Here is a 15,618-nt window from a genome sequence, read left to right on the forward strand (position 1 = left end):
TCCTCGGTTCGCTGGGCTGATATTTTCGTGCCGCTGCTTTACGAGCGATGCTTATCGTTGGCAGCACCGTGGATTCCTCAATCTCCCGTATTGAAATATTATCGAATGCACACCTGGTGCGCGTGCGCAATGGGGCACGTTCGCCCTCGGCTACGGTGTGGGTGATGCCAAGCGATTTCACTATCTAGCGATTTCGTCAACTCACTAACGAAAGCTCAATCATCTGACTCATCTCGGTGAACTCTGGAGCCCCGTCATAGCGAAGCCCGTCAATGTAAAACGCTGGGGTGCCATTCACGCCGCTCCGTACGCCGCCATTAAAATCGGATTTTATTTTGGGTACGTAGGTACCGTCTTGCATGGCAAGATAGAGTTCTTCGTCGGAGAGGCCATGTTTTAGAGCGATGGCCCGAAACAGCGGCAGGCCCAATCGATCCTGATTTTCATACAATTCGTCGTGCGCCTCCCAGAAGAATCCTCGACTCCCGGCAAACTCAGCGGTGACAGCTGCAGCCATCGCATGCGGGTGAGCAGTGGTCAGTGGAAAATTACGGAACACGAACAGCAAATCATCGCGAAAATGCTGTTGCAGATTCTTGACTATCCAATACGCTTCAGCGCAATAGGGACATTGATAGTCGCCAAATTCCACCAGTGTGACCTTGGCATGCGCACTTCCCTGGCGATGGTCGCTGGCACTTACCGGGACTTTGAGAGTGGCCATGGGATCACCTGTTAATTTTAGGTTGGCGTGCTTTGTGATGAATTCGCCAGAGCATCCAGCGCATCCAGAATGCCGTCCGCCCCCGGATTGATTGCCATTGGTGAGATGTAGCTCCAGGCGATCACTCCCTCCTTGTCAATCACGAACAACGCCCGCTTACAAACTCCCAGGTGGGAGTCGTACGCTCCATACTGTCGCGCCACAGCCCCTTTGGGCTCGAAATCGGCGAGCAGGCTGAAGTGAAAATTCCGATCTTTGGAAAAGGCCTGATGACACCAAGCGCTGTCAACCGAGATACCCAGTAGCGTCGCACCGTATTCTCTGAATGTGGGTAGCAACTGGTTGTACAAGGTCAGTTGGTCGCCACAAACCGAAGTCCAGTCTGCGGGATAAAACGCCAGTATCACGGGATTTCCCTTTAGCTCGCGTAGCGACAACTGCTGATCAGGGGTTGCGTACAGAGTGAAGTCGGGCGCGACAGTGCCGGCCGGCAGCGGCCCCTGAACCAGGTCGCCATTCGTTTCTTTCGCATCATCCAATTCTGAAGTGTGCATGGCTTGAGCCCTTATAGATGGGCGGTTGGGGTCTGCTCAGCGGGATACGACTTGCCCGGGGGGATAACTCCATCCACCGCCAAGTGATTTATAAATGGCGACGATGCCTCGATACACCTCGTTTGAGGCCTGAGCCTGAGTGTCTTCGGTTGCGAGACGTTCACGATCCGCATCAAGAAGCACGAGGAGATCCGCCGTGCCTTCGCGGTATTGGATTGAGGCCAGGTTGGCAGCGGAAAGGCTGGATTCGCTCTGACGCACCATTGACTATAGTCGTTGTTGGCGCTTGCCGTAATCGCTGAACGCGTTCTCCGTTTCCTCCAATGCCGGCAAGACCTCGCGCGCTCGTTCTTTTGCTGTCATTTTCGGCGGCTTTTTTATCCGATGGTTTTGGTGCGAACCGCAATCATGTCCTTGCTGATCGATTCGCCCCTGCGAATTCCGACATCGAAGCGTTGCTCGATCACGCTGGTGATTCCATAGCCTCATTTGCTGATGAGTTGGTGGTTTACGACTGGCGGTATTTTTGAGCACGAATTTATCAGACGTCGTTCGTCGGTATCCTGGGTCGCCCATAGCGTGTTTTGATGAGATCCGACTATCGTTATTGGATGGCGTAGTCTGCCGAGACTGCCATTCCCTCCAACGTAATCGTCTTCCTGAGCAATCTCAGCGTATTGCGGATCTCATGCCCCTGTTGCTTGAGCATCGTTTACGGGGACGTAGATCCATCCGAATGAGTCCGTGTTATCCATCTTTGGAGACAACTCATCATGGCTACTCTCTGTGAAATATGTAATGCGAGACCCGCTGTAGCGCGAGTGACCGTATCGCAAAATGGCCAAGCCAGGACAATGTCCATTTGCGACCACGATTACCGTCAACTCTTACGCCATCAAAGCATGTTGAATCCATTCGACTCTCTACTGGGCGGGGGTGTGTCCCGCTTTTTCGACAGCATGGGCGGAGCAAAGGATCAAGCGGGTGATGACTTCAGGCTCTCTGCGCAAGTGCCTCGAGAATCTGTCGATGCAACCGATGCATTCAGTTCCCAGACGCTGGAAATCCTGCAACGCGCGGGTGAGAAAGCCCATGAGCTCAACCGTAGCGAGCTCGATACTGAGCATTTGTTGTATGTGCTTGCGGATACCGATGTGGGTACGGCGTTGCTTAAGGAGCTGAAGCTTTCTCCGGACGAGATCAAAGGCTACATCGATCAACATGCTCAGAGGGGCACAGCGGAGGCCCAGGCCCCGGTGGACCAGATGAGCATTTCGCCACGGTTAAAGAAAGTTTTCAATTTTGCGTTCCAGGCATCTCGTGATTTAGGACATTCGTACGTTGGCCCAGAGCATTTGTTGATCGGGCTTGCCTCTGTACCAGAAAGTATCGCCGGGACATTGCTTAAAAAATACGGCGTAACGCCTGAAGCCTTGCGGCAGAAGGTGGTCAAGGTGGTGGGTAAGGGGGCTGAGGATGGGCGAGTCGACACCCCGACGGGAACACCGACACTCGACAAGTTCGGTCGCGACCTGACGTCACTGGCTCGTGAGGGCAAACTCGATCCCGTACTGGGGCGCGCGCAGGAAATCGAAAATACCATCGAGGTGCTGGCGCGGCGCAGAAAGAACAATCCGGTTCTTATCGGCGAACCTGGCGTCGGTAAAACAGCCATCGTTGAAGGGCTTGCACAACGAATAGTAAAGGGCGATGTCCCTGAGATTCTGCGTGGCAGGCGGCTTGTTGAAGTCAATCTGAACTCAATGGTTGCGGGCTCTAAATATCGTGGTGAATTTGAGGAGCGAGCCAAGCAACTGCTTGATGAAGTCGCCGCAAAAAGCTCGGAGCTTATTCTGTTCATCGACGAGTTACATACGATCGTTGGCGCGGGGCAGGGTGGTGAGGAGGGCGGCCTCGATATTGCCAACGTACTCAAACCCGCATTGGCACGCGGAGAGCTTAGCTTGATCGGTGCGACGACACTCAATGAGTATCAAAAGCACATCGAAAAAGACGCAGCGCTTGAACGACGTTTTCAGCCTGTGCTGATAGCCGAACCCACCGTAGAACAGACCATCATTATCCTGCGTGGGCTGCGCGACAAGCTTGAGGCTCACCATCAAGTCACATTCGCCGATGAAGCATTTGTGGCGGCAGCAGAGCTGTCGGATCGTTACATCACCTCGCGATATTTGCCGGATAAAGCCATAGACCTAATCGATCAGGCCGCGGCCCGCGTTCGAATCAGTTCCTCGTCAAGGCCGGCCAGCATCCAGGAGCTGGAAGCCGAGATTACGCAACTTAAACGTGAACAGGATTATGCATCCTCCCGTAAACGTTTTGATGAATCCAAAGGCTTTGAAGAACGCATTGGTCAAAAACAAGCGCAACTGGGAGAGGAAACAGAAGCTTGGCAGCGCAAGACAGGTTCCGAAACCCTTGAGGTGACCCTGGAGTCAATTGCCGAGGTGTTGTCCCGTCTCACCGGTATTCCTGTGACCGAACTTACGCAGGAAGAGCGTCAAAAGCTTTTGAATATGGAAGACACTTTGCGTGATCGGCTGGTGGGGCAGGAAGATGCTGTGCTCGCAGTCAGCGATGCCGTTCGGTTGTCTAGGGCCGGTCTTGGCCAAGCCAACAGACCTATTGCCACGTTTCTCTTTCTTGGCCCTACGGGCGTCGGCAAAACTGAACTTGCCAAAGCGTTGGCGGAAACGGTGTTTGGTGACGAGCAATCGATCATTCGTATTGATATGTCGGAGTACATGGAGCGTCATGCAGTTGCTCGGTTGATCGGTGCGCCACCCGGTTATGTGGGATACGACGAGGGCGGTCAGTTGACAGAGCGTGTCCGCCGCAAGCCCTACAGTGTGATTCTGCTCGACGAGATCGAGAAGGCGCATCCCGATGTGAGCAACGTATTGCTTCAGGTATTCGACGATGGGCGTCTCACGGACGGCAAGGGACGTGTTGTGGACTTCAGCAATACGATCATCATTGCCACCAGTAACCTGGGCTCTCCCATCATCATGGAGAATCTCGAGCGCCCTGAAGATGAACGCCTTACGGAAAAAGCGTTACGTAATGAATTGATGGGAGTCTTGAAAGGGCATTTTCGTCCCGAATTCCTGAACCGTATTGATGACATCATCGTGTTTCATGCCCTTACCCGTGACAACATCCGATCGATTGTGAACATTCAGCTTGATCGGGTCATTCGAACCGCAGCTGCACAGAACATCACAGTGAAAATTGATGGTTCACTCATCGATCATCTGGCGGATGTTGGTTATCAGCCTGAGTTTGGCGCGCGCGAGTTGAAACGTCAGATTCGCCAGGCCGTCGAAACGCGGCTTGCGAAGGAAATGCTCGCTGGCAAGCTGCAAGCCGGCGACAGTGTTGAGTTGGGTTACGACAAAGAGCGTGGCGAAGTGGTCTTCAAAAAGGTCGAGGTGGATGCGTCAAAGACTTCCGAAAAGGGTAGTCCACCTGGCCAATCGGATGATCTGACACCTGCCGCGGAGACTGGGACTTAGCCTCATGCTTGGACGGGCCCGGCAGACTGAAGACGCAAGTGTGGAGGGTTATCGTGTCAAAGCCTGATTCTGAAAGGCGTGAGCGCAACTCGACGCTGAAAAATTTCAGACTTCAGTGGGCGCTGATGAGTGCTTACGAACGTTTCGAACAATTGGTTGTTCTTGCGCTCAGTCTCATCATCGCGTCTGTGATTATGATGGCGCTACTGCAGCTCTGTCGCAGGGTCGTGCCGTTGTTGATCAGTGGTGCGATTGATCCTCTGGACCACGATGTTTTCCAGGCCCTCTTTGGCTCAATCTTCACCGTGCTGATAGCCCTGGAGTTCAAGCATTCGATTGTGCGCCCCGCCTTAAGACGCAACAGCATCGTTCAGGTTCGCACAGTGCTGTTGATCGCCCTGCTGGCGCTCAGCCGGAAGTTCGTTATTCTCGATTCTGCCGCTACTCCTGCGCTCACCATTGCCGCACTAGGATTTGCCACCCTGGTACTCGGCATCGTCTGCTGGCTCTTACGAGAGCGTGATAAGGATGACTTACGAGAAAGTGATAAGGATGAATAGCTACAATTCTTGGTGAACGCTCCGGATCTGGTGCTTAGTCCTGAAGAATTTGCAGAACTGAGCGCTCAGCTTGAAAGCTCTGCTCAACACGCCTGGCCGTGGACGCATTACCGGTCCTGATGTGGGATGAGGGTCAATGCTATGGCCGCTGAAGGCAACGTCGGACAATTATTTGCTGTCGTCACTTTGCTTGCCGCCGCCGTGCTGGTAGTGCCGCTGTTCAAACGCATCGGGCTCGGCTCAGTGGTCGGTTACCTGGCGGCGGGCCTGATCATTGGCCCCTTCGGACTGCAACTTTTCAATGACCCCCACACCATCCTTGAGGTGGCCGAGTTGGGCGTGGTCATGTTTCTTTTTGTGATTGGCCTGGAGATGAAACCCTCTCACCTATGGGACCTGCGTAGGCAGATCTTTGGGTTGGGCAGCCTGCAGGTGGTGGTCAGTGCATGTCTGCTCACTTTTGTCGGCATGGCTTTCGGATTCTCTTGGCAGGTGTCATTTGTCTGCGCAGCGGGTTTTGTACTCACCTCCACGGCTCTGGTTATGCAAGTTCTCTCGGAACGCGGTGACATTACCGAGCCGAGAGGGCAGCACGTAGTGTCCATTTTGCTGTTTGAAGACCTGTTGATAGCCCCTTTGCTGGCGGTGGTGGCATTTCTGGCGCCCACGGAGTTGGCGAATGGACCCACGTCTCCACTTTGGCAGCGCATAGGTATCGCAGCGCTGTCCTTGGGTGCATTGGTGGCCATCGGGTTGTGGCTGCTCAATCCCCTGTTTCGGGTATTGGCCCAAGTCAAAGCGCGCGAGGTAATGACTGCCGCTGCGCTGCTGGTTGTGTTGGGCGCAGCGTTGCTGATGGAACTCGGCGGTCTTTCAATGGCGATGGGGGCTTTCGCGGCCGGTGTGTTGCTGTCCGAATCCACTTTCCGCCACCAGTTGGAGGCCGACATCGAGCCGTTTCGCGGCCTGCTGCTGGGGCTGTTTTTCCTCGGCGTCGGCATGTCGCTGGATCTGCAATTGGTGGCCGAGGCCTGGAAGCTCATCATCTCCGGCGTGCTGGCGCTGATGGTGGTCAAGGCGCTGTGTATTTATGCGGTCGCGCGCCTCGCGAAAAGCGGTCATGACGACGCGCTGGATCGCGCCTTGCTGATGGCGCAGGGTGGCGAATTTGCTTTTGTGCTGTTTGCCGAAGCGCTCAAACTCAGGGCCATCAGTCCTGAAGTCAACGCCAATATGACGGCTATTGTGGTGCTCTCCATGGTCATAACGCCGGTGACTTTATTGCTGTACAAACGGTTTGCTCGCGCGCGGACCGTTTCCCTGGACGGTGTGGAAGCCGCACAGAATCTGCGCTGCAATGTACTCATCATCGGTTTTGGCCGTGTGGGGCAGATTGCCTGCCAAGCGCCGCTCGCTCAGGGAGCGAAAATTTCCATCATCGATATAAATCCAGAGGTCATCCGCGCCGTGACACCCTATGGTTTCAAGGTCTATTACGGCGATGGCGCCCGCCATGAAATATTGCACGCCGCTGGCGCCCATCACGCTCGCGCCATCATTGTTTGTGTGGACGATAAAAAAGCCGCGACTCGCATTGTCGAAAGTACGCGGCACTTCTGCCCGCAGGTGAAATTGGTGGTACGCGCTTTTGACCGCGAACATGCGCTGGAATTGGTCAAACACGACGCCGACTACATAGTGCGGGAAACCTTTGAGGCCGCCCTGCTGCTCGGCCGTCAGGCCGTGCTGACTCTGGGTGCGTCGGAGCACGAAGCCGACGCAGTGATCGACGAAGTGCGCAAACGCGATGCCGAACGTTTTGCCTTGGAAACATCGGGCGGGCTGTTTGCCGGACGAGCGCTGGTACTGGGGAATATTGAACGCATTGATCCGCCGGACCACGACGCGCGGGATGCTCCGTGAGCATCAATCGCAGTCATTCGGTTCAACTGCGCTCCAGAGCAGAAAACTGGCTACTCAACCACGTATAAAGCTGAGAAACCGCAGGGCTGATCTGCTTGCGATGCGGGCATACCAGACTCAACGGTGACGCTTCGCCAGGATAATCCGGCAGCAGCACAAGCAGACGCTCTGCGGCGACATCTGCACTGACATCCAGCCAGGATTTGTTGGCGATACCTTCACCTTCCAATGACCAGCGCCGCACGACATCGGCGTCATCGCTGAACAGTGGCCCCGAAACCTGCACGGTTTGTCCGCCCAGGTTCCACTTGTCGTAGACCCGGCCATTTTGCAGATAGAGCAGGCAGGCATGCTTGCTCAAGTCATCCGGTGTTTGGGGAGAACCGCAGCGTTGCACATACTCCGGCGAGGCAACCAACACCCGCTGGTTCCACGGTGCAAGCGGCAGTGCCACGTAGTTGGCGTCTTCATTCGGGCCGTATCGAATCGCCACGTCCACCGGGTCGCGAAACAGATTGGCCATCTGGTCCGACAGGAAAAAACGCAACGTCAATTCCGGATGCTGACGGCGGAACAGCGTCAACCACGGCAGCAGTATGTTGCGCCCCAGATCGGATGGCGCTGTCACTTGCAGTACGCCCCGCAGCGTGGCGTTCTCACCACGCAGGTTTTCCTCGCCTTGCTTCAGGGTCTCAAGCACTGAGTGGGCGGTGGGCAGATATTGCTCGCCCTCGGCAGTCAATCGCAGGCTGCGAGTGGTACGGGCGAACAGGCGCACGTCCAGTTCGCGTTCCAGACGTTTGATGGCGGCGGCTACCTGACCAGGCAGTAGATCAGCCTCCAGCGCCGCTGCGGTGAAACTGCCCAGCGCGGCACTGCGGATAAATAAACCAAGATCATCGATGCGGATCATTTTCACTCCTGCAGTGAAAGTGTTGGCGCATTCTGCTTGTTTTTCTTTGTACATGGGAAGTCGAAGATGGCTGCAAGTGAGCGCATCAACCCTTCAGACAGCGAGTTTCCATGAAAGCCATCACCTTTACCCAACACGCCCTGCCCATCGACAATCCACAAGCATTGATCGACATCAGCCTCCCGGTGCCCAGGCCTGGCCCACGGGATCTGCTGGTCGAAGTTCGCGCGGTATCAGTGAATCCGGTCGATACCAAGGTGCGCGCCGGAACTTTCACAAAAGAACCGAAAATCCTCGGCTGGGATGCCACAGGCATTGTCCGCGAGGTCGGCTCTGAGGTGACGCTGTTTCAGCCGGGTGATGAAGTGTTCTATGCAGGCTCGATTGCCCGCACCGGCAGCTACAGCGAATTCCATTTGGTCGATGAGCGGATCGTCGGGCACAAGCCTCGTTCATTGAGTGCAGCCGATGCGGCCGCGTTGCCGTTGACCTCAATCACTGCCTGGGAATTGTTGTTTGACCGGCTCGGTGTCGTCGAGGGTTCGGGGGAGGGCAAGTGCCTGTTGATCACTGGAGCGGCTGGCGGCGTCGGTTCGATGCTGGTGCAACTGGCCCGACAGTTGACCCGCCTTACCGTCATCGGTACCGCCTCACGCCAGGAAACCGCTGATTGGGTGCGGCAGTTGGGCGCGCATCACGTGATTGATCACAGCCAGCCACTGCTCGCACAGTTGCAAGCGCTCGGCGTGGCGGAGATCGACTATGTCGCCAGCCTGACTCACACCGAACAGCACTTTGCACAACTGATTGACGTGCTCAAGCCGCAAGGGCGCCTGAGTGTGATTGACGATCCCGAAAGCCTCGACGTGATGCCGCTCAAGCGTAAGTCGCTGTCGTTGCATTGGGAGCTGATGTTCACCCGGTCCCTGTACGAAACCCCGGACATGATCAACCAGCATCACCTGCTCAATCGGGTCAGCGCTCTGATTGACCAAGGTGTTCTGCAGACCACTGTGGGCGAGCACTTCGGTGCGATTAATGCGGCCAACATGCGTCGTGCCCATGCGCTGGTCGAGAGCGGCAAGGCCCGGGGCAAGATCGTTCTCGAAGGTTTCTGATTTCACTTAAGGCGGGTCGCTTGCGGGCCCGCTGAACCGCCTGCGGCATCACTTGCCATTTTTTTAATGTTGGAGCGTTGACGATGAATACGTCCAGTAACGTGTTGGTATCGATTGCCGTGCTCAAGGCCAAGGCAGGCAAAGAACTGGCATTGAAACAGGAATTGCTGGCGCTGGTAGAGCCGACCCGCGCAGAGCCGGGCAATCTCGACTATGTGTTGTTCGAGTTGCGTGATGAGCAGGGCACGTTCTACATGCGCGAGGCTTTCAGGGATCAGGCGGCGCTGGATGCGCATTTTTCGATGCCTTACTTTCAGCGCTTTGCCGCGACGGCAGATGACCTGCTGAAAGAGCCGTTGCAACTGATATTCCTTGAGCAGGTATCGGCTTGATCATTCAACCTGCTGAACCGCACCACCTCGGCCGGGCGTGGACGCGGCCGGCGTATCAATTTGCTCCAGGGCGCGGCTTTACTCCGAATTGCGGAACGAGGTGAGCGCCCAGCTCCTCAATGACTTGCGCAGCAGGGCGCTTTCCGTACTTGAGATTCAGGATAACGTGGTCCACCCCGATTTCCTCAAGCGCCTCCAGCAAAGCCCGGAGGTGGACGCGTCCAAGCCTGAACCCCAAATGAATGTGAGTGGGTGGCGTGGACGGGTTCTCACTGAGGTCGATGTAAAGCGACTGAGTGAAGGGCTTATAGATGGAACCACATTGCTTCATGACTTCCAGTCGCCAATCTTCCACGATCAGTCGCTGCATTTTCGGCGCGCGCGGATAGTTGATCCATCCGACGCTTTCGCGCGCGATCCAATCCAGTGACTGGCGGCTATGCCCGGTCACGAGCATTGGAATGACCTGGGTTGTGGGTTTCGGAATGAGGTCTGCGCCCTGCAGCTCACCACCGCTCCAGCGGATGGGTTCAAAGCTTGTGCTGTGGGCTCGGCGAATCACTTCGTAGTGCTCTCGAAAGATTTCTCCGCGCCTTTCGGGATCGACGTCAAAGGCCGAAAACTCCACTGGGCGATCGCCGGAGGCTACCCCAAGAATCAATCGACCTGCGCTCAACTGATCGACGCTGGCTGATGCCTTGGCCGTGTGCAGAGGATGGTGTAAAGGGATGGCGATGGATGCGGTGCCTAGCGCTATCTCCGACGTATGAGCGGCCATATAGCCCAGGTAAACCCATGGGTCGAAGACTTGGCCAACATCGCCGAAACCAGGGTCCCGAAGAGGCACGTCGCGAAACCAGAGCGCGGAGAAGCCCAGTGCCTCTGCTCGCTTGGCCAATTCGACCTGGTTGAGCATGCTCGGAGTGTCCCCATCGAAGGCCTCCAAAGGAAAGAACAATCCCAGGCTCAAATGACCCGGAGTGAACGTTCGCCTGAACCCTCGATGCTCCTGATAAGGAACCGTGCTTGGCCGATACATAATCATCTTCCTCAATGGAAGAACGTGAACCGCGGGTCGACCGGATTGAGAGGCGAGTTGTTGGCGATATGCGCGTGCAGGTCCGGATTGGCAAGGAACGGGCGGTCAAAGGCAATCAGATCGCTCCAGCCCAATACTGATCACTCAGCAACAGACTTAGATTCATGCAAGAAGCGTAGGCGGTTTTGCAGAGAACCGCCATGTTCTGGGCGTGCGGAACTCGGATTTTGGCGCCAAGACTAAGATTGATCATCCACCACTGACCTTCCAATGTTTCACGTCATCCGCAAACACCATCTGCTTCATCTCATGCGCTATGCCATAGGCCAGCGATTCATGGGCGGCGATGACCTTTTCCTCCGCGGACAAGCAATGAAAAATGTCGAGTTTGGTCGCTGCATCAGCGGTTTCGAGCATGAAGATTTGCACGTAGCGCGCAAGGTCATTGTCGAGACTGGACAGGTATTCCCGCAGTCGTTGATGGTCGACGGATTTTTGGCTGAAGTACCAGTTCATCGGGTGAATCAAAAAGCGTGCGTGAGGCGATGTGATGCGCCGGCCTGCCGCCAGAAACATGATGATGCCCATCGATTCGATATTGCCGGCGTTGATTGCACAAAGCGGTACGGGCAAGGACTTCAGGAACGTGTAGAGCGTGAAGCCAAAATTGGTGCTGCCCCCGCAAGTGGACAGGTTCAGGAGAAGGGAGGTGGCACCCTGGTCGATAGCTTCAAGGCAGCAATCCCTGAAGCGCTCGGTCGTTGCCTGGTCGATCTGGCAATGAAAATGCACGATGTGTTCAGTCATTGATTGACCTCCTGGGTGCGATGCGGGGGAGGGCTTCCAAGCGCTATTGAGTCTAGTAAACATCGCTTATTCAGGGCGAAAAACCGCCGTAAGGTGACACCGACGAATGGGACAGCCGTCAGTCGACTGGTCGCCGTTTCCAATGGAACCAAACGCCCGAATCCGCTCGTCGCGAGCCCCGTATTTCCGTTCAAACTTTCCGTTTTGTGGATCCTCCGAATTGTACGGGCCCATGCTCGTGCCAACGATGTAGAGGTGAACAAAATGGCCAATACAGGAAATAACAATCCAGGCAATTTTTCCAATGATCCTGACAAGGCTTCAGAAGCCGGAAAGAAAGGCGGAGAAGCGTCTGGCGGCAACTTTGCCAACGATCCACAACGCGCGTCTGAAGCGGGTCAAAAGGGAGGTCAAGCTTCTGGCGGACAGCCCTCGCGCGATAAAGACAGCATGTCCGGAGGTGGGCAGGGTACAAATCGCGGAGGGGAATTTGCCGATGATAAGGAAAACATGTCCAAGCCAGGCCAAAAAGGCGGCCAGGCTTCCGGCGGACAACAGTCCAACAAGGCTGATCAATCGTCCAGCGGCGGGCAAGGAAGCGGACGCGGTGACAATTTCGCCGATGACCGCGATAAGTCGTCTGGAACGGGGCGCAATGATGATGGGATGAGCGGAGGTGGAGGACGTAGGTCTTGATGTCGTCTGAGCCGATCAAGCCCCGAATTTTCGGGGCTTGATATCGATGGTAATGCTCGTCTTATCTTGCTTAAGTCATGCTGATGGGGCTAGATCGCCTTCACCCATGTCTCCTCGCTAGGATCAATTTATGCCACTGAGATTTCACAAGATGCACGTCAATGGCGATGATTTCGTTGTGGTGGACTCGCCATTTCGGGCACTTACCAAGGCGGGCGTATCCGTATCGGTAATCAGGTTGGGCGCGTGACAGGCCCCGATACTATTGAGCTTCTTTATCAGTGTTTGACCACGGATGGCGAGATTCTTGCCGGCTGGTCTCGTGGCACGGTCGGCGTGGATCGCGCAGGACGTACCACGCTGACCTTCGTATGGGGTTGGTTGTCGGGTGCGACTGGAGGAGGGGAGTCGAGTTACGTGGAGCTTGCCGCGCTTCAGTACGTTGCCCCAGTGGGGGAGACATTTACATAACGCGTGCGATGGCGAATATTGCGCGGTTTCTTTCGCCGCCTTAGACATCACTGTTACGTAAGGTCAAATCGCTCCAACGCATAATCCTTACCTGCCAAGGTCAGTTCAAAAATGGTGGCGCCAAACGTACCTCGGGTCACTTTTTGCGTCACCAGACGTTTAGCCTGGAGTTGCTTTAGACCGGCTTCAACTTCTACCGTGCTGAGGGAGACAAGTTTGCAAACCGAGTTCAAGTTTGCAACTTTTCTGAAGTTCGCATGATAGGCCAAAACTTCCATCAGCAGCGTTTGGTTATCGGTCAATTTTGGAAACTGAGGGTTGTTCTTTTTGTAAACCTTTCGCTCTATCTCGTGTAACTCGCCGTCAGTTCCATCAGGGATGCGGACGTAGTAAATCGCTACAGACAGCGTGCTGATGAAAATCGCGATAATCACCAGCAACGACCAATTCGGCATTGGCGTTTCCAGCAAAAGCCAATCCCCCAAACGTAGCAGCCAGCTCGTGGTGTCGGCCAACAATGTCAGGTCGAAATAAGTTTCGAGCGACGTTATGGCCACCCAAGCGACAACGAAAATGCCAGCCAGGAAGGCCATAGCCTTGGGCGTGAACGAGGAATGCTTGCCTTGTGCTGCCATGCTACTCGTCTCGACCGCAGAAACTGATGCTATCAGCATAGCAGTGGAAAAGCGGGCGTCTGGCACCTCACCTGCAAGGTCCAGCATTTGGCCTTATCAAACCAACGGACTCCCGCGCATCCCCCGCGCCGGATCATCCAGCAACCTGAATTGCTCCACCATGAAATCAATCAACATCCGCATCGACGGCAGCATCCCTTGCCGGCTCGCAAACACCGCATAAATCATCTCGGTCCGCGGTGCCCAATCAGGCAACACCACCACCAGCTGCCCGCGCTCGATAAAGTCATGCACCAGCGACATCGGCATCTGCGCAATGCCGACGCTGTCTATCGCCGCGCAGCGCAGCATTGGATGAGGTCGTCCCTCAGGTATTGTTATCGCCGCCGCTCCCTGTAGGAGTGAGCCTGCTCGCGATGGCGGTGGATCAGCCAACATTTCTGTTGAATGTAAATCCGCTATCGCGAGCAGGCTCACTCCCACATTGGATGGTGTCGTCCCTCAGGTATTGTTATCGCCGCTGCCCCCTGTAGGAGTGAGCCTGCTCGCGATGGCGGTGGATCAGCCAACATTTCTGTTGAATATAAATCCGCTATCGCGAGCAAGCTTGCTCCCACATTGGATGGTGTCGTCCCACAGGTATTGTTATCACCGCTGCTCCCTGTAGGAGTGAGCCTGCTCGCGATGGCGGTGGATCAGCCAACATTTCTATTGAATGTAAATCCGCTATCGCGAGCAGGCTCGTTCCCACAGGCCTCGCGCTGCTCGGCAGCGGCTACACGTCCAGCATCTGATCCGTATTTTCCTTCGCCATCTGCCTCTGTCATGCACCCACCCTCACGCTCACAATGACAGCACGGTCCGCAGTCGCGCACTCACTGCACCGTAAACTCATAATGTAGGAGGCCCCATGGGCAAGATGGCAATTTTCCTCGGTGGATTTCTGGTGTTAACCATTTTGATTGGTGCCCTGGCCACCATCTCTCCCGTTTAGTCCCGTCCTCCTGGCAGCACAAAGCAAAATGCCTCCACATCGGGAGGTGTTTGCGATTTGTGTTCGGCAATCACTCCGCCCGCCAGCGCCGCGCCTGCACAATCAGCGCCGGGGCAAAGTGCAGCACGACCATTCGCACCAAATGATGCGTCAGGATGAACACCACATTCAGCCCGCCACTGAACGCGACGATGGCGATGGTTTCGATGGCGCCCGGCATATACGCCAGCCACAACGACATCGGATCGCTGCCCAGCAACTGCCCGGCTACACCGGCAAACGCGGCGGCGATCAGCAACATGAGGCCGACGGCGAGCAGCCCGGCGCGGCCATGGCGGACCAGCTCGGCGAAGCTGATGTCCTTGAATTTCGAGCCAATCAGCACGCCGATCAGCACGGAGGCGGAGTCGACACTCCACTGCGGCAGGTGGAATGTCTGGAGGTAGCCCAGCTTGATGCAGGCGGCGGTGAGCACGATGGCGGTGAGCATGAACGGCGCTGGCACGCCGACGCTCAACAGCACGCGGCCGAGCAGCAGGCACAAGGCGATCAGCGACAGCAGGGTCAGCGCCGTGCTCACGTTCAGCGGGCTGCTCTGGGCCAGCGCCACGTCGACATGCCCGGGAATGCAAAAACTGACCAGCAAGGTGATCGACAACAGGCGGACCAGGTGCACGACGATCACTTTGCTGGACGCGCGTTCAGACTCGATCAAGTCGAAGACGGCGGCGAGTGCGCCGGGGTACACGGATAACAGCGAGTCCTTGAGGTTCCAGCCCGAGACTCTGAACAACCAGAAACCGGCCACGGAACTCTGGACCATCAGGCACAGCAGCATGAAGCCGAGGCTGGGCAACATGGCCGCCACGGTGTGGTTGTCCCACGAGGTAAACATCAGGCCGGTCGCAATCCCCAGCACGATTTGCACATAGCCAAGGCCGAAGGGCAGGGTGGGGGAAAATCGCAGATTGCTGGCGATCAACGCGCTCGCGAGTATCGAGCCCAACAACAGGCCGTGGGGGATACCGGCGTATTGCAACACGGTGCCGACGCCGGTGGCGATCAGCAAACACACCAGGGTTTTCATGAGTCTTCCTTGATTCGTGAAGTGCGCCAACGCTTCCATTTGGGCCGTGCACGTTTTCCCACTTAATGGCGTGAGGCGTCAAGTATGTGCGTCTCAGTGTTGTCAGTGTGAGTTACCGGGTATGGCGAGCGGCCGTCCGTGGGCCCGCCCCTGTCGATCAGAAGCGGGT

The 15,618-nt window shown here is 55.9% G+C and carries 13 protein-coding genes and 3 pseudogenes; 7 read left to right on the forward strand and 9 right to left on the reverse strand.

The window, feature by feature from the left end; genetic code table 11:
* Positions 1-196 precede the first annotated feature (196 nt).
* The 3 genes and pseudogenes from FBY01_RS21695 to FBY01_RS21705 all read right to left on the reverse strand — a co-directional run.
* Entirely contained in the window at positions 197-724 is a 528-nt protein-coding gene (locus tag FBY01_RS21695; RefSeq protein ID WP_010459441.1) for a thioredoxin domain-containing protein, read from the reverse strand.
* Between the two features lie 17 nt (positions 725-741).
* Positions 742-1,278: a redoxin domain-containing protein gene (locus FBY01_RS21700; RefSeq protein ID WP_017338525.1), complete on the reverse strand. Its 537-nt coding sequence runs from the start codon at positions 1,276-1,278 to the stop codon at positions 742-744.
* A gap of 36 nt (positions 1,279-1,314) precedes the next feature.
* A pseudogene (locus FBY01_RS21705) lies at positions 1,315-1,620 on the reverse strand (TolC family protein); the annotation flags it as partial.
* 431 nt (positions 1,621-2,051) lie between these two features.
* On the opposite strand from FBY01_RS21705, the gene FBY01_RS21715 reads away from it, so the two are divergent.
* From FBY01_RS21715 to FBY01_RS21725, 3 genes are all read left to right on the forward strand, one after another.
* Positions 2,052-4,814, forward strand: a complete 2,763-nt coding sequence (locus FBY01_RS21715; protein WP_145309374.1) for an ATP-dependent Clp protease ATP-binding subunit — start codon at positions 2,052-2,054, stop codon at positions 4,812-4,814.
* 125 nt (positions 4,815-4,939) lie between these two features.
* Positions 4,940-5,374, forward strand: coding sequence for a phosphate-starvation-inducible PsiE family protein (locus FBY01_RS21720; protein ID WP_049870760.1), 435 nt, complete (start codon positions 4,940-4,942; stop codon positions 5,372-5,374).
* Positions 5,375-5,515: 141 nt separating this feature from the next.
* Complete coding sequence (locus FBY01_RS21725; protein WP_145309372.1) at positions 5,516-7,297, forward strand: monovalent cation:proton antiporter-2 (CPA2) family protein; 1,782 nt, start codon at positions 5,516-5,518, stop codon at positions 7,295-7,297.
* Positions 7,298-7,319: 22 nt separating this feature from the next.
* On the opposite strand, the gene FBY01_RS21730 is transcribed toward FBY01_RS21725, so the two are convergent.
* Entirely contained in the window at positions 7,320-8,210 is an 891-nt protein-coding gene (locus tag FBY01_RS21730; RefSeq protein WP_010459455.1) for a LysR family transcriptional regulator, read from the reverse strand.
* Between the two features lie 110 nt (positions 8,211-8,320).
* Between FBY01_RS21730 and FBY01_RS21735 the strand changes: the two genes are divergently transcribed.
* Positions 8,321-9,328 (forward strand): zinc-binding alcohol dehydrogenase family protein, encoded by a 1,008-nt coding sequence (locus tag FBY01_RS21735; RefSeq protein WP_145309370.1) that lies wholly within the window; start codon positions 8,321-8,323, stop codon positions 9,326-9,328.
* 83 nt (positions 9,329-9,411) lie between these two features.
* A complete protein-coding gene (locus FBY01_RS21740; protein ID WP_102593886.1) occupies positions 9,412-9,720 on the forward strand; it encodes a putative quinol monooxygenase in 309 nt (102 codons plus the stop codon).
* Between the two features lie 55 nt (positions 9,721-9,775).
* On the opposite strand, the gene FBY01_RS21745 is transcribed toward FBY01_RS21740, so the two are convergent.
* Entirely contained in the window at positions 9,776-10,759 is a 984-nt protein-coding gene (locus FBY01_RS21745) for an LLM class oxidoreductase (protein WP_010459461.1), read from the reverse strand.
* Positions 10,760-11,008: 249 nt separating this feature from the next.
* Positions 11,009-11,566: an ATP-dependent Clp protease proteolytic subunit gene (locus FBY01_RS21750; RefSeq protein ID WP_145309368.1), complete on the reverse strand. Its 558-nt coding sequence runs from the start codon at positions 11,564-11,566 to the stop codon at positions 11,009-11,011.
* Between the two features lie 264 nt (positions 11,567-11,830).
* Between FBY01_RS21750 and FBY01_RS31950 the strand changes: the two are divergent.
* Both FBY01_RS31950 and FBY01_RS31955 read left to right on the forward strand, forming a co-directional pair.
* Positions 11,831-11,992 (forward strand): annotated as a pseudogene (locus FBY01_RS31950) (general stress protein); the annotation flags it as partial.
* Positions 11,993-12,451: 459 nt separating this feature from the next.
* Positions 12,452-12,733: pseudogene (locus tag FBY01_RS31955) on the forward strand (hypothetical protein); the annotation flags it as partial.
* A gap of 53 nt (positions 12,734-12,786) precedes the next feature.
* On the opposite strand, the gene FBY01_RS21765 reads toward FBY01_RS31955, so the two are convergent.
* The 3 genes from FBY01_RS21765 to FBY01_RS21775 all read right to left on the reverse strand — a co-directional run bounded on the left by FBY01_RS21765 (position 12,787) and on the right by FBY01_RS21775 (position 15,449).
* Positions 12,787-13,368: a hypothetical protein gene (locus tag FBY01_RS21765; protein WP_145309530.1), complete on the reverse strand. Its 582-nt coding sequence runs from the start codon at positions 13,366-13,368 to the stop codon at positions 12,787-12,789.
* Between the two features lie 96 nt (positions 13,369-13,464).
* Positions 13,465-13,719, reverse strand: coding sequence for a LysR substrate-binding domain-containing protein (locus tag FBY01_RS21770; protein ID WP_224795519.1), 255 nt, complete (start codon positions 13,717-13,719; stop codon positions 13,465-13,467).
* 713 nt (positions 13,720-14,432) lie between these two features.
* The gene (locus tag FBY01_RS21775) at positions 14,433-15,449 is read right to left on the reverse strand and encodes an AbrB family transcriptional regulator (protein WP_145309364.1); all 1,017 of its coding nucleotides are present in this window, start codon (positions 15,447-15,449) and stop codon (positions 14,433-14,435) included.
* Between the last annotated feature and the right edge of the window lie 169 nt (positions 15,450-15,618).

The sequence above is a fragment of the Pseudomonas sp. SJZ077 genome, assembly GCF_007993905.1.
GTDB lineage: Bacteria > Pseudomonadota > Gammaproteobacteria > Pseudomonadales > Pseudomonadaceae > Aquipseudomonas > Aquipseudomonas mandelii.